Genomic DNA, 24,672 nt, shown 5'->3' on the forward strand with positions numbered 1-24,672 from the left:
TCTGCAGCGAGACCGGAAGACCGCCGAGGTGGTTGACGAACCCCCGCCTCGTGGGTCAGGCGCCGGTCTCGGCCAGTGGTGGGGAGTCCACCCACGCGTGCACACGGCGCAGGAACGCGGCGTATCCCGCCGGGGTGCGTCCCGTGAACCGCCCCGACGTCTCGACCTCGTGGGTGTCGCTCGCGCGCACCGTCGCCCCGATGGCCCGCACCGCGCGGACCAGGGCGACGTCCTCGTGCTCGGCCAGATCGGGGATCCCGCCGGCCCGCGCATAGACGCTCGCGCGCACGCCGAGGTTGGCGCCGTGCACGTTGCCGGCGGGTTCACCGCGCCGGTGCGTCGCACGCCAGTACGCCGCATGCCGCGCGCTGAGATCGGCGAAGTCGGGACGCACCGTGCCCAGGATGAGATCGACACCGGCATCCATCAGCTCGAGCTGGTGCGTGATCCAGTCGCGGGGCACCGTGGTGTCGGCATCCGTCATCGCGATCCAGGTGTGCGCCGGGTCGCTCCCGAGAAGGCTCAGAGCCCGCTCGACGCCGAGGCGGCGGGCGGTGCCCACGCGCCGCGCCGTGAGCTCGACCGCCTCGATCCCGCGGCGCCGCACCTGCGCCGCCGTGGTGTCGGTGCAGGCGTCCAGGGCGACCACGACCACCGCCGACAGCCCGGGGTCCCGCTCGCGCGCGTGCGCCACCGCCCGCTCGACCGAGGCCAGGCACCGACCGATCAGCGCCTCCTCGTCGTGGGCCGGGATGACCACCGCCAGCGCCGTCACGCGAGCAGGCCCGCCTCGGCCGCGACCGATCGGGCACCCGCTCGCCCGAACACCTCGAGCAGGAAGTCCTCTTCCTCGTGCCGCACGAGGCGCACGAGGTCGGGTCGGGCGCCGATCGCGGCGTGCACCTCGTCGCCGCTCCGCGGGTATTCGGCGACCGGATGCCGCCAGTGGCAGGCGACGAGGTGCCCGTCGGCGCTCAGCGTCGACACGGCCGCCGCGAGCCCCCGCTCGAGGTCGTCGCCCGCCCAGTAGTACGCCACCTCCGACAGCACGATGAGCTCGAACGCCCCCTCCGGCCAGTCGGCGGGCAGCGTCGCTCTCCGCAGCTCGACGTTCCGACGGTCGGCGAGGCGCGCGCGGGCGCGCTCGAGCGCAGCGGGGGCGAGGTCGACGGCGATGACGCGGTCCGCGCGATCGGCGAGCTCGGCGGTGAGCGCGCCCGTCGCGCAGCCGGCCTCGAACACCGCCCGGTAGCGCCGGCGCGGAAGCGCCGCGAGCAGCGCTGCGCGTTTGCGGTGCTCGTACCAGCGCGAATCGAACCCCCACGGATCGTCGTGGCGCGCGTACATGTCGTCGAAGTAGTCCTGCCCGACGGAGGGCGCGGCGGGCATCGCCACCGCGTCCCGCGCGGTCGGTTCTGCGACGGGCTCCGGGGCGAAGAACACCTCGCCGTCGCGCTCGAAGTGCGCGCGCATGCCCGCGTGCACCATCGGCTCGTCGCCGGGCGCGGGCGACAACGCCTGGAGCTGACTCGCGTGCGTGTCGAGGGCGCGGGTCTTGGCATCCCGAGCCGCCGCGTCGAGGGCGAGGCGCTCCGCGCGCTCCCACGGCACGTCGTCGACGCCGCCCCAGTGCCAGAGCCAGATCGGGAAGGAGCGCGAACGCACCCCGCGCGCCGCGCACACGTCCTCCACGATCTCGCCGACCACCCGGTGGTCGCGGTGTCCGTCCCCGCGCCACGGCGAGAGCACGAGCACCCGGTCGGAGGGCTCACGGTCGACCGCGCGCAGCACCGCCGCGGCGATCGCGTCGCGGTGGTCGTCGGTGCCGCCGTCGGGGAGTCCGAGGAACACCGGCTCGCTCTCGATCCCCACGATCGACGCGGCCTCCCGCAGTTCGCGGCGGCGGGCCAGGGCGAGGGTCGCGGGGCTGTGCGTGGGCGAGTCGGGGTGCGACCCCTCGCCGTCGGTCACGACGAGGAGGTCGACCGGGATGCCGCGGGCGGCGGCCGTCGCGATCACGCCGGCGGCGCCGAGGGTCTCGTCGTCGGGATGCGCGGCCACGACGATGACCCGGTCCACGTCGAGGGCGAGCGCCGGGAGCTCGCGCCGCAGGGCGGGGCTCCACACGCTCTCGGCGGTCCCCGGATCGCGGTGGTCGAAGCTCACCACCCTCCGTCCCCCGCGGCGACGTCGGACCCGATGCGGGCGAGGTCCCGCTCGGCGTGATGCTGACGCACGTACACCTGGAGGTCGGCCACCCGCCGGGCGTGCGCCTCGTCGGCGACGAGCGGCGCCGGTCCGAGGGCGTGCGCGGCCGCGGCGATCGTCTGCTCGACGGCGTCGACGACGACCGTGCGCGCGCGGGTGGCGCGCAGACCCGGGGATGCCGACCCGCCGCCGTCGAACACCGTCGCCGTCTCCACCAGGACGGCGCGCGCCGCCCACAGGGCCGCATCGGCGCGTCCCAGGTGCACGCGCGAGAGCTGATCGGCCCGCTCCCCCGCGGCCGCCGCGGCGAGCGCGTCGCGCAGGGGCATCGCCCCTCCCCACCAGCACGCCGCGACACCGACCCCGCCGTGCGCGAATCCGGGTCGGCGCAGGTACCAGCCCGGATCGCCGACGGGGACGGCGATCGCGCCGTCGACGTCGATCGGGGCGCTCACGACCCGGTCGAGGCCCCGGGCGTGCCACGGTCCCGAGCGCGCCGACACGGCCGGGCCGCGCAGGTCGAGCGCGAAGAGCTGCCGGTGGTCGTCGTCGACCCAGGCCGTGACGAGCGCGTGGTCGAGGTCGGCGGCAAGGGAGCACCAGGGCTTCGTCCCGTGCAGGGTCCAGGTGCCGGCATCCCGTCGCGCCTCGAGGCGCGCGCCCGGCCCCTCGGCCGCGAAGACCCCCCACGAACCGTCCGTTTCGGTGTCGAGCACGATCCCGTCGGCGGCCGCCTCGTCGAGGATGGCGAGGGCATCGAGATGCGGCTCGAGCATGCGGGCCGCGGCGACGTCGCGGGCGGCGACCCCGGCGAGCAGCTCCCAGGTCGCCGCGAGCGACCGCGGCCGGGGGACCCCGGTCGCCCAGGCGAGCGTGGCGGCGAGATCGGTGCCGAGGGTCTCCACGGCATCCGCCCGCTCGAGAGCCTCACGGACGCCGTCGAGATCGACCGCGCCGGGCGCGAGGAGCAGGGGGAAGCGGGGATGGTCGCCGTCTGTCACCGACCCACCCTCGGCGCGGGGAACGTTTCACGACAGAGCCTTGACACCGACCCGCCGACGGACAGCGGATGCCGCTCGTCGGCGCCGCGGCTCAGCGGCGGCGGAGCACGCGGCGGCGGACCAGGGCGTCCAGCCGCGCGATCTGCACGAGAAGCGACGGGAACGACGCCGACACACCGGTGCGCGGCAGCCGGTCGAGCGCCGGCTCATCGCCGGGGAGAGCCGCCTGCTGCCCGCGCACGAGCCGCCGGATGGCGTTCAGGAGTGCCATCGGATGGGTGTCGAGGGCGCTGTGACCGTTGTGGAGGCGCACGAGGGTGGCATCCGGAGCCGACGCGACCACCCGCTCGGCGATCGCGGCCGGGGTGCGCAGGTCGCGATCGCCTGAGAGCACGACGAGCGGCCAGTCGAACCCGCGCACGGCCTCGAGCAGGTCGTACGGCTCTCCCGCGAAGGCGGGGTAGCGCGAGGCGAGGGGCAGGTAGGTGCGCACCGGGTCCAGCGGATGCCCGTCGAGGGTGCCCCCGTAGCCCAACTCGCGGAAGGCGATCGTGCCCACGAGGTCGAACTCGTAGATGCGCGGGATGTCGGCGATCTCCGCGTCGCGCGTGGCGTAGGCGGTCAGCGCCCGCCACGCGAGACCGGGCTCGTGACGCACGAGCGGGTGGACGAGGTCGGTCCCGCCGAGCTCGTACGCGGCGCGGACGACGTCGAGCACGATGCGCTCCGAGACCCCCGCCGTCACGAGACGCCGCACCCCGCGGGCCATGTCGTCGTCGGCATCCCAGAACAATCCTCGAACGGCAGCGCGCTCGATGTCGATGTCGTGGGCCGACTGCAGAGCGGAGTCGAGCAGCATCGACGCGACCCGTTCCGGATGCCGCGCCCCGAACGCCATCGCGAGGTAGCTGCCGTAGGAGGAGCCGACGATCACCGCCCGATCGACGCCCTCCGCGTCGAGCACCGCCGCGACGTCGTCGAGCACGGCGGTGATGCGCATCGCCGCGGGAGGGAGCGGGCGGGCGTCGAGGTCGCGGCGGGAGCGCCCGATGCCGCGGTGCTCGATCATGATCACATCGAGCCCGCCGCCGGCCGCCCGTCGCCGCAGGCCGCGGTACGGCAGGACCGACGCCAGTCCCGGGCCCCCGGGGATGATCACGACAGGGGTCGCGCCGCGCGGTCCCGTCCGTACGTACGCCAGGTCGAAGGCGGGCGTGCCCTCGGCCGCCGGGCGCCGGACGTGCCGCAGGCTCTCACGCATGGGGGAACGCTACCGCTGCGGAGCGTGGGTGGGCCCGGATGCGCGCGGACGGTTCCGGTTGGCTGTGAGTTCCGCCCCCGGCGGCACCGGCGCGGTCGGCGCTCCCTAGGCTCCGAAGGTGACCCCCGCTCCCTCCCGCCTGCGCGATCTCCCGGCCGTCGTCGCGGGGATCGCCGCGACCGTGCTCGGGGCGGGTCTCGGCGAGCTCGCCGCGGCGCTCGTCGCCCCTTCCGCGAGTCCCTTCGCGGTCATCGGGGGCGCGATGATCGATCTCGCCCCCGCGTGGGCGAAGGACCTGGCCATCGACCTGTTCGGCACGGGCGACAAGGCCGCGCTGCTGGTCGGCATCGCCGTCCTGCTGCTGGTGGTCGCCGGGGTGGCCGGCGCGCTCGAGAACCGTCGTCCGCCGTGGGGCCGGGTGGTGCTCGCGGGTCTCGGCGCGCTCGGCGCCGTCGTGTCGCTGACGCGCGCCGATGCGGGGCTGCTGTCTCCGGTGCCGTCGCTCATCGCGGGAGCGGGGGCGGCGGTCGTGGGCGCCCTGCTGGTCGGCCGCCTCCGTCGTCCGCCCCGGCGGCCCGTCGCCGATCCGCGCGCGGACGAGGGGGTCACCCGTCGCGGCGTGCTCGCCCTCTCGGGCGTCGCCGTCATGGCCGGCGCCCTCGCCGCCTTCGGTTCGGTGGCGCTGAGCGGCGGCGCGCGGGCGATCAGCGCCGTGCGTTCCGCCCTGCGCCTGCCGCAGCCCGCGACCACGACCACGGTTCCGGATGCCGCCGACCTCGGCATCGACGGCCTCTCCCCCGTCATCACGCCGTCGGCGGACTTCTACCGCATCGACACCGCCCTCGTCGTGCCCCAGGTCGATCCCGCGACCTGGACGCTGCGCGTGCACGGCCTCGTCGAGCAGGAGGTGGTGCTGCGCTGGGACGACCTCGTCGCCCTCCCCCAGAAGGAGACCGTGGCCACCCTGGTCTGCGTCTCGAACGAGGTCGGCGGCTCTCTCATCGGCACCGCGCGGTGGCTCGGCGTGCCGATCCGCGACATCCTCGCGCGGGCGAAGCCGACCGCCGAGGCCGACATGGTTCTCTCGCGCTCCGTCGACGGGTTCACGGCATCCAGTCCCCTGGAGGCGCTCACCGACGACCGCGACGCGCTGCTCGCGATCGGCATGAACGGCGAACCGCTGCCGATCGAGCACGGCTTCCCGGTGCGCATGGTCGTGCCAGGACTCTACGGCTACGTCTCCGCGACGAAATGGGTGAGCGAGCTCGAGGTCACGCGCTTCGACCGCGCCGAGGGGTACTGGACCCCGCGCGGATGGTCGGAGCGCGGACCGGTGAAGCTGCAGTCGCGCATCGACGTCCCCCGCGCGGGTGCACGCGTGGAGCCCGGCTCGACCGTCATCGCCGGGGTCGCCTGGCACAACCACGTCGGCGTCGCCGGTGTCGAGGTGCAGGTCGACGACGGCCCGTGGCAGCCGGCGACGCTGGCGACGGCCATCTCCGCCGACACGTGGGTGCAGTGGAGCCTGCCGTGGGAGGCGACGAGCGGCCTGCACACCGCGCGCTGCCGCGCCATCTCGGCCGACGGCAGCACGCAGACGTCCGACCAGGCCCCTCCCGCCCCCGACGGCGCGACCGGCTGGGACGAGGCGACGATCTCGGTCGCGTGACGCTCACGCGCGAGATTCCGGGATTCGTCGCCGGAGCGGACTCCGAAGAGACGAAATCCGACACCTCACGCGAGAGCGGGTGCGGTCAGGCCGCCAGCACGTGCTTGAGCTGCTCGACGGCCCAATCGAGTTCGGTCGCGCGGATCGTGAGCGGCGGCGCGATGCGGATCGTCTGGCCGTGCGTGTCCTTCACCAGGACGCCGCGGGCCAGCAACTTCTCCGCGATCTCGCGACCGGTGCCCACGGCGGGGTCGATGTCGACACCGGCCCACAGCCCCGCGATGCGCACGGCCGTGACGCCCTGGCCCACGAGCGTCCGCAGGTTCTGCTCGAGGTGCGCGCCCAGCGCCTTCGCGCGGGTCTGGAACTCCCCGGATGCCAGCATCTCGACCACGCGCAAGCCGACGGCCGCGGCCAGCGGATTTCCGCCGAACGTCGAGCCGTGTTCGCCGGGACGGATGACGCCGAGGACGTCCTCGTTCGCGACGACCGCCGACACCGGCAGGATGCCGCCGCCCAGCGCCTTTCCGAGGAGGTACACGTCGGGCACGACGCCCTCTCGGTCGCACGCGAACGTCTCTCCGACGCGGCCGAGACCCGACTGGATCTCGTCGGCGATGAAGAGCACGTCGTTCTCCGTGCAGATCTCGCGCACGCGACGGAGGAAGCCTTCCGGCGGGACGACGACGCCGGCCTCGCCCTGGATGGGCTCGAGGAGCACCGCGGCTGTGTTCTCGTCGATCGCGGCGGCGATGGCATCCGCGTCTCCGTAGGGCACGTGGACGAAACCGGGCGCGTACGGGCCGAAGTCGTCGTGCGCGGTGGGGTCGTCGCTGAAACCGACGATCGTCGTGGTGCGACCGTGGAAGTTGCCGGTGGCGACGATGATGGTCGCGGCGTCCGCGGCGATGCCCTTCGTGCGGTAGCCCCAGGCGCGCGCCACCTTGATGCCGGTCTCGACGGCCTCGGCTCCGGTGTTCATCGGCAGGACCAGGTCTTTGCCGCACAACTGCGCGAGCGCCGTGGCGAAGGGGCCGAGCTTGTCGTTGTGGAACGCGCGGCTCGTGAGCGTCAGCCGGTCGAGCTGCTCGCGGGCGGCGGCGAGGATCGCCGGGTGTCCGTGGCCGAAGTTCAGCGCGGAGTACGCCGACAGCAGGTCGAGGTAGCGCTTGCCCTCGACGTCCGTGACCCAGACGCCCTCGGCGCGCGCGGCGACGACCGGCAGCGGGTGGTAGTTGTGTGCGAGGTGCGCCCCCTCGGCGGCGATGAGCTGCGCGCCGAGGTCGTCGACGGCGGTGCTCATCGGGTGCCCCCGCGCAGTTCGAGCGTGCAGCACTTGATCCCGCCGCCGCCGAGCAGCAGCTCGGACAGATCCACGAGCACGGGCGTGTACCCGCGCTCGCGCAGCTGCGCCTCGAAGCCCTTCGCGCGCGGCGAGATGATGACGTTTTTTCCGTCGCTGGCGGAGTTGAGACCGAACACCGAGCCGTCGGCATCCGAGACCCGGATGGCGTCGGGGAAGCGCTCGCGCAGGATCGCCTGGCTGTGCTCGTCGAAGGCGTTCGGAAGGTACGCGATGTTCGCCTTGTCGACGCCGCCGGGGCCCTCGACCGGGTCGAGCACGGCGAGCGCGGTGTCGAGGTGGTAGAACCGCGGGTCGGTGAGCGTCAGCGACACGACCTCGCGCGAGAACACCTCGCCGACCTCGCGGTGGCTGTCGCCCGTCGAACGGAAGCCGGTGCCCGCGAGGATCGTGTCGCCGACGAGCAGGAAGTCGCCCTCGCCCTCGTTGACCTCGACGGGCTCGGCGACCTCGAAGCCGTTGGCGGCGAACCACTCGATGAACGCGGGCGCCTCGGCGGCCCGCTCGCGGAAGCGGAACTTGGGGCCGTACGCGACCCCGTCGATGACGAACCCGCCGTTGGCCGTGTAGACCATGTCGGGCAGCCCCTCGAGCGGGTCGATCAGGTCGATCTCGTGACCGAGCTCGATGTAGGTGTCGTAGAGCGCCTGCCACTGCTGCACGGCGAGATCCGTGTCGGTGGGACGCGAGGGCTCCATCCACGGGTTGATGCTGTAGCTCACCGTGAAGTGCGAGGGCTTGCACATGAGGTACCGGCGGTGCTGCTGGACGCGCTCGGTCGTCGCCTCGGTGGCGGTGGCGGGGGTAGCGGACATCTCTGCTCCTCGGAGGAAAGGTGCGGCGGACGCTGTCCTGGGGCTCGGTGGCCCTTCGACCCGGAGGCGCCGCTCGAATCGCTGCGGCGCCGTGCGGGGAAAGGTCGGTCCGAGCACGCCGTGGTCATTGTCTCACGAGGCCGGCGCGCAGCCCCGGCGACTTCGCCGATGCGCGGCCGACACGCGGCATCCCCCCCTCGGATCGAGGTTGCGCCTGGCCGATGCGCACTCGAGGGACGACACCGGATGCCGACTCACACGGCCCCGCGGACGCCCTCCGCCCGCAGCCGGGCGACGTCGGCCGCCGAGTGGATCCCCGCATCGGAGCCCAGGCCGGTGGCGACGAGGCTCCCGCAGGCGAGACCGCGCTGCGCGGCTTCCCCGACGCTCGCGCCGTCCAGGAGACCCCAGATGAATCCCGCGCTGAACGCGTCGCCGCACCCGGTCGTGTCGACGACGTCGACGGCATATGCCGCAAAGCGCATATCGCGTTCCTCACGCGTGCTGATGCTCACCCCCGCGGCGCCACGGGTGACGACGAGCGTCTGCACGCCCGCGTCCAGATAGAACGCGATGGCCTCGTCGAGCGCCTGCGTCCCGGCGAACGACAGGGCGTCCTCCTCGCTCGGGAACAGATAGTCGACGAACGGCAGGCACGGGAGTACCGCGTCGCGATCGCCCGCACCCCCGGTCGGGATGAAATCCATCGTCGTCACGATCCCGGCCTCGCGTGCACGACGCAGCAGGTCGACGCTCGGCGGTCCGTCGATCCCCGGGAGCAGGCAGGAGCCGCCCAGGTGGAGGACGGCGACGCCGTCGAGAGCGAGGGAGGCGAGGTCCTCAGGTCGGATCGCGGCGTTGGAGCCGATGACGTGCAGCGCAGGGCGGCTTCCGTCGCGTCGGATCGGCAGCATCGTCGCCGAGGTGGGACGCTCGGGCCGGACGGCGAGCCCGGTGACGTCGACGCCCTCCGCGGCCATCGTCGACCGCAGGAACACGCCCAGCGCATCGTCGCCGACGGCGCCGACGGTCGCGACGGCGACGCCCAGGCGCGCGAGATCGACGGCGGTGGCCGCCGCGGTCCCGGCGACGGTGAGGCGGATCTCGTCGAGCAGAGCGAGCCCCTGTCCGGGCGGGATGGCCTCGACGTAGCGGCCGAGGACGTCGGCGACGTGGAGTCCGACGGTGACGACGCGAGCGGCAGGCTGGGGCATGGGTCTCCTCGGGTGGGCGAACGGGCGAAGCCTACTGAGGGGCACATCGGTGACGGCTTCATTTCACCGTGTGACGCCCGAGTCGAACGCCGTGATGACCCCTCCCTACGATTCGAGAGACCGCTGCCCGGCGGTCCCCACACAGCATCCGCGGCGACGCGCGCACCGACGCGAGCGCCCACCGGCCCCACAGGAGCCCACCGTGAGAAAGTCCCTCTTCGCCCTCCCGGCGCTCGTCGTCGCGGCGGGCCTCGCCCTCGCCGGGTGCACCACCGTCTCCTCGGGAGGCGACGCCGCCCCGAACGGCGACGGCGTCGATCCGAACCAGCCGCTCGCGGGGAAGACGATCGGCATCGCCGTCGTCGGCACGCAGCACTTCTGGGACCGCGAGGCCTTCCAAGGCGCGGTGGACGAGGTCACCAAGCTCGGCGGCACGCCGCTGACCACCGACGGCAACCGCGACAACACCCTGCACGCGCAGAACCACGACATCTTCCTCGCGCAGAACGTCGACGCCGTCATCACGATCCTCGGCGACGCGTCGGTCGACCCCAAGCTCCAGCAGCTGCACGACGCCGGAATCCCGGTCTTCGGGGTGGACCACGCCTCGGAGTACGCGGTGAACAACGCCCAGTCCGACAACCAGGTCGGCGGCACGGCCCTGGGCAAGATCACCGGTGAGGCCCTCGGCGGAGAGGGCAACATCGCCGTCTTCAACGCCTTCGGCTCGAGCCTGTCGTTCTGCGGAGAGCGCTACGACGCGTGGAAGAACGAGCTGTCGACGAACTATCCGAACATCACGCTGATCGAGCCCGAGCTCGCGGAGCAGTTCGCCAACGCCCCGGACGACGCGCGTCAGCAGACGCTCGCGCTGCTGGAGAAGTACCCGGTCGGCACGATCCAGGACATCCACGTCGCGTGCTGGGACCAGCCCGCGATCGGTGTCGTGCAGGCGATCGAGGACTCGGGCCGCACCGACGTCAAGGTCACGGCCTTCGACGCCGGCCCCGACACCCTCGAGATCATGAGCGAGCCCAACAGCCCGTTCGTGGGCAACATCGCGCAGCTGCCGCGCAAGATCGCGACGATCTCGGCCGACAACGTCGGCAAGTACTTCCTCGGCGAGGAGGTCGAGAAGGTCAGCTACGTCGACACCATCCCGGTCGCCGGCCCCGACGAGGCGAAGAAGGTCTCGAAGGAGCTGGGCTACACCCAGTGACCATCAGCTCCTCCCCCCTCGTGACGCCGGTCCTGCAGATGACCGGCGTCACGAAGGCGTTCGCGGGCGTCCCGGCTCTCCGGGGCGCCTCGATCGACGTGCGTCCGGGCGAGGTGCACGGCCTGGTCGGCGAGAACGGCGCGGGCAAGTCCACACTCATCAAGATCCTCGCCGGGATCTACGAGCGCGACGGCGGCGCGGTGGCGATCGACGGTGCGGATGCCGGGCGTCTCACGTCCGCCGACGCGCACGCCGCCGGCATCCGCTTCGTGCATCAGGAGCTCCAGCTCGTCCCCGACATGACGGTGGCCGAGAACATCTGGCTCGGCAACGAGCAGAGCGCGCGCGGGCTGCTGCGGGCTCGAGCGATGAAGGCCCGCGTCGCCGAGGTGCTCCACGATGTGCTGGGCATCCGCCTCTCGCCCGCTCGACTCGTGCGCGACCTCGGCCCCGCCGAGCGCAAACTGGTGCAGGTCGCTCGCGCGCTCGTGGACGACGACGCGCGCCTCATCGTCTTCGACGAGCCCACCGCCCCTCTCGCCAGCGCGGAGGCGGAGCAGCTGCTCGGGATCATCGGGCGCCTGCGCGACCGCGGCATCTCGAGCCTGTACATCTCGCACTACCTCGGCGAGGTCACCCGCATCTGCGACCGTGTGACGGTGCTCCGCGGCGGGCTCGACGTCGGACGCATCGACGCGATGGGCCCCGACAGCGGCCGCGAGATGATCCGCCTGATGATCGGGCGCGAGATCGACGACCTCTATCCCGCCCGTCGCCCCGCCGTCACCGCCGAGCCGGTCCTGCGCGCCCGTGGCCTGCGCGTCGGGTCTGCCGTGCACGGCGTCGACGTCGATGTGCGCCCCGGAGAGATCCTCGGGGTCACGGGACTGCTCGGCTCGGGGGCGTCGGAACTGGCCGAGGCCCTGGTCGGCCTCCACCGTCACACCGGCGACCTCTCGCTCGACGCGCGCCGGTTCCGGCCGTCGAGCCCCGCCGCAGCTCTCGAGGCGGGCGTGGTGCTCGTTCCGCGCGATCGCCGCCACGACGGTGTCGTGCTCGACTTCTCGACGCAGCGCAACCTCACGCTCTCGACCCTCGCCGAGGCGACCCGGGCGGGGCTGCTCGATGACGCCGCGTCCCGGTCTCGCGCCGCCGAACTGGCCGATCGTCTCGACATCCGGCCGCGTGACACGAGCGTGCAGACGCGCCTGCTGAGCGGGGGTAACCAGCAGAAGGTCGTGCTGGGCCGCAGCCTCGCCGCGGGTGCCCGCGTGATCGTGCTCGACGAGCCCACCGTGGGCGTCGACATCGGCGCGAAGCAGGAGATCTACCGCCTGCTGTCCGAGCTCACGGAATCCGGGACCGCGGTGGTGGTCGTCTCGACCGACCCGGCCGAGGTCCTTGGCCTGAGCGACCGCGTCGTCGTCCTCGAGCGCGGGCGCGTGGCCCACGAGGTGACGACGGAGGGGCTCACCCTCGCGCATCTCAGTGCCCTCGTCACCGGAAGCACGAACGAGCGAGCGGAGGGGGATGCCGCGTGAACGCCCTCATCACCGGAAGCGGTGCCCGACCGAGCGAAGGACGTGCCGCGTGAGCGCAGCGACCATCGAGCGCCCCGCCCTCGTCCCGCGCGTGCGCAGCCTGCTGGCCCGCCGCGGCCCACTGCTGGTCGTGCTCGCGATGACCGTGTACCTCGCCGTCACGGCGAAGGGCTTCCTCGGCGTCGCCAACGTGACGGCGAGCCTCACGCAGGCGGCCCCCGTGGCCCTCGTGGCGATGGGTCTCGCCATCGTCGTGATCGGGGGCGGCGACGACGTCGTGGTCGGCGGCATCGACCTGTCGATCCCCGCGACCGCGGCGCTCGCCACCGCGATCGTGAGCGATCAGCTGACCACCTTCGGCACCCCGTTCCCTGTCGCCTTCGCCCTCGGCATCCTGGTCACCACGGCGTTCGGCCTGCTCAACGCCGTCCTGGTCGGGTGGGTGGGGCTGTCGTCGATCCTCGCGACGCTCGCCGTCTACGTCGCCGTCGTCGGCATCACGCGCGTGGTCAGCGGCAATCGCCGCATCGATGTGGCCGATCCCCTCGTCGTGGCGGTGCGCGACACGCGCGTCGCGGGCATCCCCCTGGCCGCGGTGCTCATGCTCCTCGTCGCCGCCGTGCTCGTCTTCGTCATGGCGCGCACGCCGTACGGCCTCCGTCTGCAGGCCGTCGGCGGGAATCGGGATGCCGCGACCTTCGCCGGCATCCCGACCCGGCGCTACATCATGTCGACGTTCGTCATCGCGGGCGCGGTCGCCGGCCTCAGCTCCCTGCTGCTCATCGCGCGGGGCTCCGGCAGCAGCCCCGGGATCGACGAGCGGCTCATGGTCGACATGGTGCTCGCGACGTTCCTGGGCGCCGCCTTCACGCGGCGCGGCACGGTCACCGTCTTCGGCTCCGTGCTGGGCGCGCTGTTCGTCGCCCTCCTGTCGAACGGCCTGATCCTGTCGCGCGTCGCGAACGCGTGGGTCGACGGCTTCAAGGGCGTGCTGATCCTGCTCGTGGTGGCCGCCGCCGCCGCCCGGAAGAACGAGGAGGCCCGCGCGTGAGCATCCCCGCGCCCCGCCCGCGGTGGTCCGGCGTCGCCGGCTCCGCAGCGGCGACCGTCACCCGTTACGGCTTCGTCGCCGCCTTCGCGCTGCTGATCGTGTTCTTCTCGGTCGCGAGCGACGCGTTCCTTCGTCCCAGCAATCTGCTCAACGTGCTCGACGGCGTCGCCATCCTGGTACTCGTGGCCCTCGCCCTCACCGTGGTGGTGTCCTCCGGCGGCATCGACCTGTCGGCCGCCGTGGCCGTCGACTTCGGCGCGTGGTTCGCGATCGTGTCGATGATGTCGTTCGGGATGCCGTGGCCGGTGGCCGTCCTGCTCGGTCTGCTCGGCGGGGCGCTCATCGGCGCACTGAACGCGTTCCTCATCGTGGGACTCGGCGTCACGCCCTTCCTCGCGACCCTCGGCACGTTCTTCATCGGCCGCAGCGCCCAGCAGATCGGCACGAACGGCGGCGCCAGCGTCAGCTTCCGCGCCGCGCCCGAGGGTTTCACCTTCCTCGGCTCGGGGGATGTGCTGGGGATCGGCGTGCCGGTGATCATCGCCGCGATCGCCGCGGTGGGGATCGGCATTCTGCTCCACCGCACGCCGGCGGGCGTGCGCATCCAGGCGATGGGCCTGCAGGATCGCGCGGCCGTCGTCGCGGGACTGCGCACCCGACGGATCCGCGTGCTGGTGTACGTCGGCGCCGGCGTGCTGTGCGCGGCGGGCGGCATCCTGCTCAGCGCGTCGTTGCGGCTGTACACCCCGCTCGCGGGGTTCAGCTACCTGCTCGACGCCATCGCCGCGGTGTTCATCGGCGCGTCGATGCACCCGCGCTCTCGCCCGAACGTGCCCGGCACGGTCGTGGGGGTGCTGTTCCTCGGCGTGCTGGCCAACGGGCTTGACCTGCTCGGTCTCGACTTCAACGTCAAGGCGGCGGTGCAGGGCGTGGTGCTGCTGGTCGCGCTCGTGCTGGCCTACACCGTCGCGCAGCGCGCGCGGGCGGCCGCCGAGCGCAGGCCCGCGGCGAAGCGCCCGCACGGCGCCCCCGCACAAGACGTCGCGCCGGCCGGAGCCGCGACGGCGACGCGTCCGAAGCTCGGCGACACCACTCCGGGAGGCGGCGCATGACCCCCGCCGTGCTCGGCATCGACGCCGGCACCACGGCGGTCAAGGCCGTGCTGTACTCGCTCGAGGGGGAGACCCTCGCCGCCGGGCACCGCTCGGTCGCCGTCGTGCGCACCGCCGACGGCGAGGCCGAGAGCGACATCGACCTGGTGTGGGAGGCCGTGGTCGGCGCCGTCCGGCAGGCTCTCTCACAGGCCCGCAGCGCGGGTCCCGATGTCGTCGCCGTCGGCGTGACCGGCCAGGGCGACGGCGCGTGGCTCGTCGATGCCGAGGGTCGTCCCGTGCGTCCGGCAGCGCTGTGGCTCGACGGTCGAGGTGCCGACCGGGTCACGGCGTGGCAGCACGACGGACGGGATGCCGCGGTCGTCTCCGCGACCGGATCGGCGAGCTTCCCCGGCACCCTTCCGGTGCTGCTCGACGTCTTCGCCGATACCGAGCCGGACGTGCTCGCCCGTGCCGCGCACCACCTCAACTGCAAAGACGCCGTGCGTCAGCGCCTCACCGGCGAGATCGCGACAGACCCCTCCGAGGCGTCGCGCACCTACCTCGACCCCGCCACCCTGGCCTACTCCGACGACATGATCGACGCGCTCGGCCACCGCCGCTTCGCGCATCTGCTCGCTCCCGTCCGCGCCCCGCACGAGCGCGGCGGCGCCCTCACCGCGTCCGCCGCCGACGAACTCGGGCTGCGCGCCGGCGTCCCCGTCGCGGTCGGGCTCGTCGACTCCGCCGCGTGCCCCGTGGGGCTCGGCGCCCTCTCCGATCAGGACGGCTGGGTCGTGCTCGGCACGACCGCCACGGTGGCCGTCAACCGCGTCGACCGGGCGGCTGCCGACAGCGGCATCGGCATCCTCATCCCCACCGGGCGCGGCACCCAGGTGCTCGAGGCCCTGTCGTCGATGGTCGGCACGCCCAATCTCGACTGGGCGCGCGACACGCTGGGCCTGTCCGACCGCGGGTGGAGTGAGCTCGAGCGTCTCGCGCGCACCGCGCCCGACGGCAGCGGCGGCGTCGTGTATCTCCCGTACGGCTCGCCGAGCGGCGAGCGCGCACCGTTCGTGGATGCCGCGGCTTCGGCATCCTGGGTCGGGACCACTGTCGCGACCACCCCCGCACAGCTGCTGCGGAGCGTCTTCGAGGGACTCGCCTTCTCGGTCGCCGAGTGCCTCGATCTCCTCGACGCGGGAGATCGCGTCCCGGTGTGCGGCGGCGGCGCGCGCAGCGACCTGATGTGCCAGCTGCTGGCCGACGTGTCGCAGCGGACGATCGTCCGCACCGCCGACCCCGAGGTCGGGGCGCGCGGAGCGGCGACGCTCGCGGTGGTCGCGGCGGGCCTGGCCCCCGACCTCGAGGCGGCGGTGCGGGTGTTCCCCGTCGGCAGCGTCGAATTCGCACCTCGCGCGTCGCCCGCCCTCTCGGCGGCGCGCGATGTGTTCGCACGGGTACGCGCGGCACTGCGCCCGGAGTGGCCGGCCCTGCGGGCGCTCGCGCGAACGGCCGCGAACGCCGACGGAGTCGGAGCGCCGACGCCCGATGAGTCCCTCATCGCCGCGGAGCGCGTCGACGCCGCAGCCCCCGCTGCCCACCTCGACGCCACCGTCGTCGACGTCCCCGCCCCCGAGAGGACCCCCGCGTGACCCGCATCGTCATCACCGCCCCCTTCGATCCGCGTATCGCCGCCGACCTGCCGGGCGACGTCGCCACGGCATCCGAGGCCGAGACGGGGCAGTCGCTCGGAGCGCGCGCGGCCGCCGACCCCGTCTTCGCCGAGATCCTCGCCGAGGCCGACGTCGTCATCGCCGAGCTCGACCGCATCGACGAGGCGGCGCTGGCTGCGGCCCCGCGTCTGTCGCTGGTCGTCGCCTGCCGCGCCAACCCCGCTAACGTCGACCTGGCCGCCTGCGCCGCCCGCGGGGTCGAGGTGCGCACCACTCCGGGTCGCAACGCCGATGTCACCGCCGATTTCACCCTCGCGCTGCTGCTCGCGACCGTGCGTCACGTGCCCGCCGCCTCGGCGTGGCTGCGCGAAGGCAACTGGAGTGCGGACGACGTGTTCGAGCCCTACGCGCGGTTCCGCGGCATCGGCCTGTCGGGGCGGCAGCTGGGCGTCGTGGGCGGCGGTGCGGTCGGTCGACGCGTGGTGCGCCGCGCGCAGGGCTTCGGCATGCGCATCGCCGTCTACGACCCCTTCCTCGCCCCGGGCGCCCTCGGTGACGACGTGGCGCACCTCGACCTCGACGACCTGCTCTCCTCGAGCGACATCGTCACGCTGCATGTGCCGCTCACCCCGGAGACGACCGGGCTGATCGGCGCGCGCGAGCTCGCCGTCCTCCGCCCCGACGCGTACCTCGTCAACGCCGGGCGCGCGGCCCTCGTCGACCGCGACGCGCTGCTCGAGGTGCTCCGCGAGCGGCGCATCGCCGGTGCCGGCTTCGACGTGTTCCACGACGAGCCGCTGGCCGGCGACGACGAGCTGCTGCGCCTGCCGAACGTCACGCTGACGCCGCACATCGCCGGAGCCTCCGACGACGTGGTCGTCGAGCACTCCCGCCTCGCCGCGGCCGCCGTGGCATCCTTCCTCTCCCCCGCCCCCGAAAGAGAGAACCTCCAGTGACCATCTCCGCCACCGCCGACGTCGTCGTGCTCGACATCGAGGGCACCACCTCGGCCGCCGGCTTCATCCTCGGCGACCTCTACGACTACGCCCGCCCGCGCCTCGACGAGGTGCTCGGCCGCGATGACGACACCGTGCGCGACGCCCGCGCCGACGCGATCTCCGAGACGGGCCTGGATGCCGATGCCTCCGACGCCGAGATCGCGGAGGCGCTGCGCGGTCTCATGGCGCAGGACGTCAAGTCGACCCCGCTCAAGACCCTGCAGGGCACCATCTGGGCCGAGGGATTCGCCGCGGGCGAGATCCACTCCCAGTTCTTCGACGACGTGCCCCCGCGTCTTCACGCGTGGCACGAGGCCGGGATCCGCCTCGCCGTGTACTCCTCCGGCTCCGTCGCCTCGCAGGTGCCGTGGTTCCGCCACGCGCCGCAGGGAGATCTGACCCCGCTCGTCGAGGACTTCTTCGACACCGTCAAGGCCGGCCCGAAGAAGGAGAGCGCGTCGTTCGACATCATCGCCGCCGCCCTCGGCGTCGCCCCCGAACGAGCCCTCTTCCTCACCGACCACCCCGACGAGGTCTCGGCCGCCCTCGCGGCCGGCTGGCAGGTGATCGCCCTCGACCGCGCGGGCGAGCCGTGGGCGGGGGCCGACTTCGCCGCGCCCGCCGTGGCATCCTTCGACGAGATCGAGGTGACCCGATGACCGCGCTCCCCTCCCTCGACCGCGTCCGCGAGGCCGGTGCCGCCCTGGCCGCCGAAGCCTCCCGCTTCTCGGGATACGGCTGGATGCGCGGCACCTCGGGCAACCTCTCCGTGGTCGTCGAGCGCGACCCGCTCGTGCTGGCCGTCACCGCCTCGGGCCTCGACAAGTCGCTGCTCACCGACGCCGACGTCGTGCTCATCGACGCCGACGGCCGGGCGATCGACCCCGACGACCATCGTCCCCCGTCGGCCGAATCCGGGCTGCACGCCCATATCGCCGCGCGTACCGGAGCGAACGCGGTGTTCCACGTGCACGCGTTCGACGCGGTCGTCGCCGGGCACCGCTGGCCGGGCGGCGTGGAGATCCGCGACATGGAGATGCTCAAGGGCATCGGCCACCTCGCCGACGACGAGACCGTGACGATCCCCGTCATCCGCAACCACCAGGACATGAGCGTCGAAGCCGGGTGGTTCAACGAGGTGTACCGCCCCGCCACCCCCGAGGTGCCCGAGGTGCCCGCGCTCATCGTGGCGAATCACGGCATGTACGCCTGGGGCAGCGATGTGGCCGCGGCGCGTCGCCACCTCGAGATCACCGAGTGGCTGCTGCGCTTCGCCGTCGCGACGCGCTGAGCCCGGCATCCACCCCACCGAGAACACCCCACGAAAGGAGCGGCCATGACCCTGCTGACCGTCTGGAAAGAGACCGACCCGAGCACACCCGTCCTCGAGACCACCGACGAGGCCGAGATCCGCGACGCCCTCGCCGGACTCGGCGCCCGCTTCTCGCGCTGGGAGGTCAAGGACGTCGCCCCCGGCGCCTCGCAGGACGAGGTGCTCGCCCTGTACGCCGACGAGATCGGAGAGGTCAAGCAGCGCGAGGGGTACACCCTCGTCGACGTCGTCGCCCTCGACCCCGCGCAGGCCGACTACGACGACCTCAAGACGCCATTCCGTGAGAAGTTCCTCTCGGAGCACGCGCACGACGACGACGAGGACCGCTACTTCGCCAAGGGGGCGGGCGTGTTCTACCTGCACGCGAACGAGAAGGTGCACGCGGTGTACTGCGAGGCGGGCGACCTCATCTCGGTGCCGGCAAACACCACGCACTGGTTCGACATGGGCACGTCCCCCCACTACGTCAGCGTGCGCTTCTTCCACGACGACGACGGTTGGGTCGGCCACTTCACCGGCAGCCCGATCGCCGAGTCGTTCGCGACGTTCGACCAGCTCGCGGAGCGCCGCGCGCAGCTGGCCTGACGCCGCCGGAACGCCCGTCCTCGCCGGCATCCGGGATGCCGCGGGGCGGGCGTTCCGCGTGTCACCGCGGTGAGCGACGCGCCAGGCCCGTCCGCCGCGTGCACCTCGGTGATGCGCACACCCTCAGCCGCTTCCCTCTCGAGACGGCTGAGTTCGTGCGGATCGCTGAGATCGTGAGCGTGGGCCTGTGCCGGTCACCCCCGCCGCAGCGACAACGCGGCCCACGCGATGGGCGGGAGCGTGACGTGCAGGATGCCGTCCGTCAGGCGTGTCTCGAGCGTCCGGGGCTGTACGCGCTCGGGGTCGTCGAGGGTGTTGCTCGCGTACGGGTCGTCGTCGTGCAGCACGTGCGCCTCGACGATCTCGACGTCTCCGAGACCTGCCACGTCGATCCGGAGCTCGACCGCGTCGCCGCGCCCGCGGTGGACGAGGAAGAGGGCGCTCTCCCCGGTCTCCGCGTCGTGGGTGGCCACGGCATCCACCGCGGGCACGGTGCCGTATCTCGCGGTGTCGATCGTCGGCGCCTCGACCTGCGGGCGGAGCACCTCTCCCCGCGCGAGCCGCGACGTGATCGCGAAGGGGAAGAACGTCGTCTGCCGCCAGGACGCGCCGCCGGGCTCCGTCATGATCGGCGCGATGACGTTGACGAGCTGGGCCAGGGAGGCGGATGCCACGCGGTCGGCGTGCGAGAGCAACGAGATCATGAGGCTGCCGAAGACCACCGCATCCAGGGCCGAGTAGACGTCCTCGAGCAGGCGCGGGGCGACGGGCCAGTCGTCGATCGCGGTCGGCTTCACGGACTCGACGCGGTCCATGTACCAGATGTTCCACTCGTCGAAGGAGATGTCGATCTTCTTCGCGCTGCCCCGCACGGCGCCGACGTGGTCGGCGGTGGCGACGACGGCGTCGATGAAGCGGTCCATGTCGACCGCCGAGGCGAGGAAGGAGTCGATGTCGCCGTCGTGCTCCTGGTAGTACGCGTGGCACGAGATCATGTCGACGTCGTCGTAGGTGTGGGTCAGCACCTCGCGTTCCCAGTCTCCGAACGTCGGCATCTGGGCGCCCGACGATCCGCACACGACGAGTTCGATCGACGGGTCGAGCTGTCGCATGCCCTTCGCGGTCCGGGCTGCGATCTTGCCGTAGTCGTCGGCGGAGCGGTGGCCGAGCTGCCACGGGCCGTCCATCTCGTTGCCCAGGCACCACACGCGCACGTCGAACGGGGACTCGCGGCCGTTGTCGATGCGCTGCTGCGACAGAGCCGTGCCGCCGGGGAGGTTGGCGTACTCGAGCAGGTCGATCGCCTCGAGCGTGCCCCGCGTGCCGAGGTTGACGGCGAGCATGAGCTCGCTGCCGGCCTTGTCGAGCCAGTCGGCGAACTCGTGCAAGCCGACCTCGTTCGTCTCGGTCGAATGCCACGCGAGGTCGAGGCGGCGTGGGCGCCGGTCTCGCGGTCCGACGCTGTCCTCCCAGCGGAAGCCCGAGACGAAGTTGCCGCCGGGGTAGCGGATCATCGTCACCCCGAGCTCGCGCACGAGCTCCAGGACGTCCCGACGGAAGCCCTGCTCGTCGGCCTCGGGGTGGCCGGGCTCGTGGATGCCGTCGTAGACGTGGCGGCCGAGGTGCTCGACGAACCCCCCGAACAGCCGGCGGCGCACGGCGCCGATCGGGAAACGGGGGTCGACGGTGAGTCGGGCAGCGGTCATCGGTGCTCCTCGCGTTCGGCCTCCGACGCTACCCGCCCGCGTCGCGGCCGCCCAGGGTTTTCGAAACCACCCCACGGCCGGCGACGCGGCGGGCGCACGCCCCGGTCGCGCGCTCGCGCCCCGCACCGGCGCGAGACCACGCGACCTGGGCGAACACGCGCGCCACGACCCGTGACCTCGACCACCGGGCAGGGGCCGCCCAGGGCGCAGCGAGAGCACGCCTCAGATCACCTCGGCGCTCCAGGGGTCGACGCGACCGAAGCGGAACGCGCCGATCGACACGGCCTGCTCGCGCAGGAACGGCAGCAGTTCGAGGCGACCCGCCGTTGTCACCTCGTCGGCGTAGAGGGTGAGCGACACGTCGGCGCCGACCGTCTCGGCGACCGCCGCGCGCACCGCCTCGACCGTCGCCGCGGGACCCACCAGGCGCACACGCCCCGGCCGCGGAGCGACGATCGGCGTCTCGCCGCCGGTCTCGGCATCCGGGATGCCACCCGCCAGGCGCTGCAGCCACTCCTGGTCGCTCTCGACCGACACCGCGATCTCGCTCTCGCCGAGCAGGTGCCGCACGGCGGCGGGGAGCCCCACCGGCGTGCTGAGCGAGAACGTCGAGCCCGATCGCACCGCCGCCACGAGCACGCGCAGCACCGCCTGCCACGACGCGTCGGCCGTCGCCCGCACGGCCACGTCGGCCGGACGGTAGCGGCGGAGATTGCGTTCGACGCCGAGCCGCGAGACGTCGCGCACGCGGCCGTACTCGCGATCCCACGCCACGGCGTCCGACAGCGCTCCGCGGCGGAGCCAGTCGAACGCCTCGTACGACAGGGTCGGCTGCGCGGCCTCGATGAGCGCGGTGATGCGACTGTCGAGTCCGCGCAGGTGCAGCGTCGACGACGACGCCCCGCCGGTCGAGGGCCGCCACGAGCCGAGCGTCACGAGCCGGTTCGGCCCGCCCGACATCGCACCGTTGCCGACCGCGGCCTCGCCCCACCCGCCGATCGGCTCGCGCTGCACCACCGCGCCCGTCGAGGCGCGGCTCACCCGCAGCACGGCGGCTTCCACGGTGTCGAGCCAGAGGTCGAGGTCGGCCGCGTCGCGCGTGTGCAGCCCCGCGACGAAACCCGAGCCGATCGCGTTCTGCAGCTCGATCGCCCGCGTCACGGTGGGGGCGTGCAGGATGCCGAGCACCGGAGCCGCCACCGCGGCCCGTGTCAGGTGCGACCCGGCGGTGACCCCCGTGCGTACGCCCGGCGACCAGAACCGCCCGGCCGTCTCGGGACCGAGGTCGAGTTCCCGCGGCTCGACGAGCCACCGTTCGCCGTCGCCGAGCACGGTCAGGGCACGCCGCACCTCGCCTGTCGGCTCCTCGACCAGGGGCCCGACATCGGACAGCGGGTCGTCGGCCGGTCCCACGCGCAGCGAGGACACGGCATCCTTCAGTTGGTCCGTGAACCGCGCGGAGCGCGCGGCCGCACCGACGAGGATGACGAGCGAAACCGCGGTGGCCGCCTGCCCCGCCCGCGCGAAGGCGCCGGTCACGATGTCGGCCACGGCCTCGTCGAGGTCGGCGGAGGGCGCGACGATCACGGCGTTGCGACCGGCGGTGAGCGCCTGCATCGCCAGCGCGGGACGCCAGGCGGCGAAGCGCTCGGCCGTGGTCCGGGCACCGGAGAGCAGCACGCGGTCGACACCCGGGTGGGCGATCAGCGCCCGGCCTGAGGCGTCTTCGTTCAGGTCGACGTAGGCGAGCACGTCGCGCGGCACCCCCGCCGCCCACAGCGCGTCGGCGACGACCGCCCCCGCGCGGCGCGCCCGCGGCGAGGGCGTGAGCAGGACGCCTGACCCCGCGGCCAGGGCGGCGAGCGTCTCGCCCGCGCACAGTCCCACCGAGGCGTTCCACCGGGGCGCGACGACGGTGAGGCGATCGGGGACGAACACGGCCCCCGGCACCCGGTCGAGCTCCTTCGCCGTCGAGGCGTAGTACGCGGCGGCGTCGACTGCCTGACTCACCTCGGCGTCGGCTTCGGCGAGAAGCGCGCCACCCTCCGACGCGAGCACCTCGATCAGCTCGGCGCGGCGAGCGGCGAGCGTCCGCGACGCCGCCTGCAGGACGGCCGAGCGATCGGCGGCGGCCAACGCGCCCCACGCGTGGGCACCGGTGCGCACGCGCGTCACGGCCTCGTCGAGGCCGCTCTCGTCGTCGATGCGCCCCGCGGCGGCCGTCGCATCTCCCGCGGTCGAGCCGCCGACGCGGTCGAGCACGGCGAGGGCCCAGGAGCGGTCAGCGGCGACCGTCGGGTCGGTGTCGGCGCTGTTGCGGAAGCCCGCGGCTCCCCCGGCGAGCTCCGCGCTCTCTCGTGCCGAGAACACCGCGGTGTCGACGAACGCCTGCCCGCCGAACAGCATCTGCTGCACGTCGGGGCCCAGGGCGGAGGTGTCCTCGGATGCCGCGGCCTCGCGCGCGATGCCGAGCACGGCCTGCGTGAGACCCGGGTCGTCGTCGTCGGCATCGGCGGGGTCGCGCAGGATCGCCGGCTCCGGCGCGACGTCGCGCAGCGGCAGGCGGCCCGCGGGCGGCGGTGCGTCGGCTCCGGCGAGCGCGCGGCGCGCGCGGGCGGCGACCGCGGCGGTCTCCGGTGTCGCGGCGTCGGGCTCGTCCTCGTCGCCCGACGCCCCGCCGGAGGCGCTGGTCGGCCCAGCCGGCGGGAGCCCCGCAGTGGTCGCGACCATCGCGGCGGCGGCAGCGGCGAGCGGTGCGGCGACCGCGTCGAGGTCGTCGGGGTGCACGACCGCCACCGCCCGGACGCAGGCGGCGTCGGGGATCCACGGCGTGGCCCGCGGCAGCACGAGTGCGACCTCGGCACCGGCGTCATCGCCGAGCGCGAGGGCGAGGGCGGCGCGCTCCGGGTCGGCCGTGGCGACCTCGACCCGCAGGCCGTCGCGGGCGCGCGTGCTCAGCGCTTCGCGGAGGACGCGCACCAGGGCGGCGTCGACGTCGTCGCGCGCGGTGACCGCGGGCGCCTGCCATCCGTGGCGGGCGGAGGTCGCGGCATCCGGGGTCTCGATCGGGGCGTCGTCGAGACGCACCGTGAGGCGCTCGCCGGCATCGTGCGTGCGCTGCCGTGCCCACGCCGCGAGCTCCCGCGCGGCCTCGACCGTCTCGGAGACGGCCACGGGGAGGGCGATGCCCGCGCGCATGCCGGTCAGACGCGGTTCCTCGAGCACGCGGGTGAGCACGGCGACGGTCACGTCGAGCTCGGCGCGGTCGCGGACGACGAGGGTGAGGTGCGTGCCGGCGGCGAGCGCGTCGAGGAACAGGGGCAGGACGCGCTCGGCCGCGTGCTCGACTTCGGCGTCGAAAGCCCATGCCGACCGGCCCGCCACCGCGTCGGCGAGCGGGAGCGAGACGCGTTCGACGTCGTCGCGGGAGACGAGCGACCGGATGCCGTCGAGCCGACGTCGCGCGGCGGTGTCACCGAGGACGGCGGGTCCGACCAGGCGGAGATCGGGGGTCTCCCCCTCGGTGGCGAGCGCGGCGAGGTCGGCGGCGAGACCCTCGGGACGCGCGTCCACGACGAGGGAGCCGACGAGATCGCGCAGGGCGCGCTTGGCGAGGGGCACGGCGGGCGTGGGCATCACCGGGGCGACCGCGCCGCCGAGCTGGAGCGCCCCGCGCACGAACCACGGGAGCGAGGAGGGCACGACCTCGGCCAGGCGGTGCAGGGCCGCGGCCGACGCGGTGAGACTCTCGGGCCGGAGCACGCCGTCGACGGCTGCGGCGGTGAAGTCCGCGGCCTCCGCGTCGGTGGCGAGGTCGCCGCCACGGGCGGGGGCGACGGGCCGCGGCGAGAACGCGGCGATCCGCGCTGCGGCACGCTCGGCGACGTCGGAGGAGAGCGCAGGACCGGTGGCGCGAGGGTCGTTCGTGCTCATGAGCGCCA

The 24,672-nt window shown here is 73.6% G+C and carries 19 protein-coding genes; 10 read left to right on the top strand and 9 right to left on the bottom strand.

Translation table 11 applies throughout. From position 1 onward, the window contains the following. Positions 1-55: 55 nt before the first annotated feature. The 4 genes from AB0N80_RS00800 to AB0N80_RS00815 all read right to left on the bottom strand — a co-directional run bounded on the left by AB0N80_RS00800 (position 56) and on the right by AB0N80_RS00815 (position 4,470). A complete protein-coding gene (locus tag AB0N80_RS00800) occupies positions 56-775 on the bottom strand; it encodes a glycosyltransferase (protein WP_315994415.1) in 720 nt (239 codons plus the stop codon). After that, positions 772-2,166 (bottom strand): bifunctional PIG-L family deacetylase/class I SAM-dependent methyltransferase, encoded by a 1,395-nt coding sequence (locus AB0N80_RS00805; protein ID WP_363576964.1) that lies wholly within the window; start codon positions 2,164-2,166, stop codon positions 772-774. Before AB0N80_RS00805 ends, AB0N80_RS00800 begins: the two co-directional genes overlap by 4 nt. After that, positions 2,163-3,209, bottom strand: coding sequence for an acyl-CoA dehydrogenase (locus AB0N80_RS00810; RefSeq protein ID WP_363576966.1), 1,047 nt, complete (start codon positions 3,207-3,209; stop codon positions 2,163-2,165). Before AB0N80_RS00810 ends, AB0N80_RS00805 begins: the two co-directional genes overlap by 4 nt. Positions 3,210-3,300: 91 nt before the next feature. Next, on the bottom strand, positions 3,301-4,470 hold the full coding sequence (locus AB0N80_RS00815; protein WP_315994412.1) for an alpha/beta fold hydrolase: 1,170 nt from the start codon (positions 4,468-4,470) through the stop codon (positions 3,301-3,303). A gap of 118 nt (positions 4,471-4,588) precedes the next feature. On the opposite strand from AB0N80_RS00815, the gene AB0N80_RS00820 reads away from it, so the two are divergent. Beyond that, positions 4,589-6,139, top strand: coding sequence for a molybdopterin-dependent oxidoreductase (locus AB0N80_RS00820; protein WP_363576969.1), 1,551 nt, complete (start codon positions 4,589-4,591; stop codon positions 6,137-6,139). Between the two features lie 85 nt (positions 6,140-6,224). On the opposite strand, the gene rocD is transcribed toward AB0N80_RS00820, so the two are convergent. From rocD to AB0N80_RS00835, 3 genes are all read right to left on the bottom strand, one after another. Beyond that, positions 6,225-7,442: an ornithine--oxo-acid transaminase gene (rocD, locus tag AB0N80_RS00825; RefSeq protein WP_315994410.1), complete on the bottom strand. Its 1,218-nt coding sequence runs from the start codon at positions 7,440-7,442 to the stop codon at positions 6,225-6,227. Beyond that, positions 7,439-8,317 (bottom strand): dimethylargininase, encoded by an 879-nt coding sequence (ddaH, locus tag AB0N80_RS00830; RefSeq protein WP_363576971.1) that lies wholly within the window; start codon positions 8,315-8,317, stop codon positions 7,439-7,441. The genes rocD and ddaH overlap by 4 nt, the downstream gene beginning before the upstream one ends. Positions 8,318-8,571: 254 nt before the next feature. After that, on the bottom strand, positions 8,572-9,531 hold the full coding sequence (locus AB0N80_RS00835) for a sugar kinase (protein WP_363576973.1): 960 nt from the start codon (positions 9,529-9,531) through the stop codon (positions 8,572-8,574). A 202-nt stretch (positions 9,532-9,733) separates the two neighbouring features. Here AB0N80_RS00835 and AB0N80_RS00840 point away from each other — a divergent pair, with 202 nt between their 5' ends. The 9 genes from AB0N80_RS00840 to AB0N80_RS00880 are packed head-to-tail and all read left to right on the top strand — an operon-like array spanning position 9,734 to position 19,025. After that, positions 9,734-10,750 carry a sugar ABC transporter substrate-binding protein gene (locus tag AB0N80_RS00840; protein WP_315994407.1) on the top strand — a complete coding sequence of 339 codons (1,017 nt, stop codon included), beginning with the start codon at positions 9,734-9,736 and terminating at the stop codon, positions 10,748-10,750. Beyond that, a complete protein-coding gene (locus AB0N80_RS00845) occupies positions 10,747-12,291 on the top strand; it encodes a sugar ABC transporter ATP-binding protein (RefSeq protein WP_363576975.1) in 1,545 nt (514 codons plus the stop codon). The genes AB0N80_RS00840 and AB0N80_RS00845 overlap by 4 nt, the downstream gene beginning before the upstream one ends. Positions 12,292-12,340: 49 nt before the next feature. Next, the gene (locus AB0N80_RS00850; protein WP_363576977.1) at positions 12,341-13,342 is read left to right on the top strand and encodes an ABC transporter permease; all 1,002 of its coding nucleotides are present in this window, start codon (positions 12,341-12,343) and stop codon (positions 13,340-13,342) included. Then, the gene (locus AB0N80_RS00855) at positions 13,339-14,454 is read left to right on the top strand and encodes an ABC transporter permease (protein WP_363576979.1); all 1,116 of its coding nucleotides are present in this window, start codon (positions 13,339-13,341) and stop codon (positions 14,452-14,454) included. Before AB0N80_RS00850 ends, AB0N80_RS00855 begins: the two co-directional genes overlap by 4 nt. After that, positions 14,451-16,088, top strand: a complete 1,638-nt coding sequence (locus tag AB0N80_RS00860) for an FGGY-family carbohydrate kinase (RefSeq protein ID WP_363576981.1) — start codon at positions 14,451-14,453, stop codon at positions 16,086-16,088. Before AB0N80_RS00855 ends, AB0N80_RS00860 begins: the two co-directional genes overlap by 4 nt. Then, the gene (locus AB0N80_RS00865) at positions 16,085-17,065 is read left to right on the top strand and encodes an NAD(P)-dependent oxidoreductase (protein WP_363576983.1); all 981 of its coding nucleotides are present in this window, start codon (positions 16,085-16,087) and stop codon (positions 17,063-17,065) included. Before AB0N80_RS00860 ends, AB0N80_RS00865 begins: the two co-directional genes overlap by 4 nt. After that, positions 17,062-17,766 (top strand): acireductone synthase, encoded by a 705-nt coding sequence (gene mtnC, locus AB0N80_RS00870; protein WP_363576985.1) that lies wholly within the window; start codon positions 17,062-17,064, stop codon positions 17,764-17,766. The genes AB0N80_RS00865 and mtnC overlap by 4 nt, the downstream gene beginning before the upstream one ends. Then, positions 17,763-18,398 carry a methylthioribulose 1-phosphate dehydratase gene (mtnB, locus tag AB0N80_RS00875; RefSeq protein ID WP_363576987.1) on the top strand — a complete coding sequence of 212 codons (636 nt, stop codon included), beginning with the start codon at positions 17,763-17,765 and terminating at the stop codon, positions 18,396-18,398. The genes mtnC and mtnB overlap by 4 nt, the downstream gene beginning before the upstream one ends. A gap of 45 nt (positions 18,399-18,443) precedes the next feature. Then, positions 18,444-19,025 carry a cupin gene (locus tag AB0N80_RS00880; protein WP_363576989.1) on the top strand — a complete coding sequence of 194 codons (582 nt, stop codon included), beginning with the start codon at positions 18,444-18,446 and terminating at the stop codon, positions 19,023-19,025. A gap of 194 nt (positions 19,026-19,219) precedes the next feature. On the opposite strand, the gene AB0N80_RS00885 is transcribed toward AB0N80_RS00880, so the two are convergent. Both AB0N80_RS00885 and AB0N80_RS00890 read right to left on the bottom strand, forming a co-directional pair. Next, positions 19,220-20,731 (bottom strand): alpha-L-arabinofuranosidase C-terminal domain-containing protein, encoded by a 1,512-nt coding sequence (locus tag AB0N80_RS00885; RefSeq protein ID WP_363576991.1) that lies wholly within the window; start codon positions 20,729-20,731, stop codon positions 19,220-19,222. A 222-nt stretch (positions 20,732-20,953) separates the two neighbouring features. Further along, the gene (locus AB0N80_RS00890) at positions 20,954-24,664 is read right to left on the bottom strand and encodes an aldehyde dehydrogenase family protein (protein WP_363576993.1); all 3,711 of its coding nucleotides are present in this window, start codon (positions 24,662-24,664) and stop codon (positions 20,954-20,956) included. Positions 24,665-24,672 lie beyond the last annotated feature (8 nt).

This window comes from Microbacterium sp. NPDC089188 (genome assembly GCF_040685155.1).
Taxonomy (GTDB): Bacteria; Actinomycetota; Actinomycetes; order Actinomycetales; family Microbacteriaceae; genus Microbacterium; species Microbacterium galbum.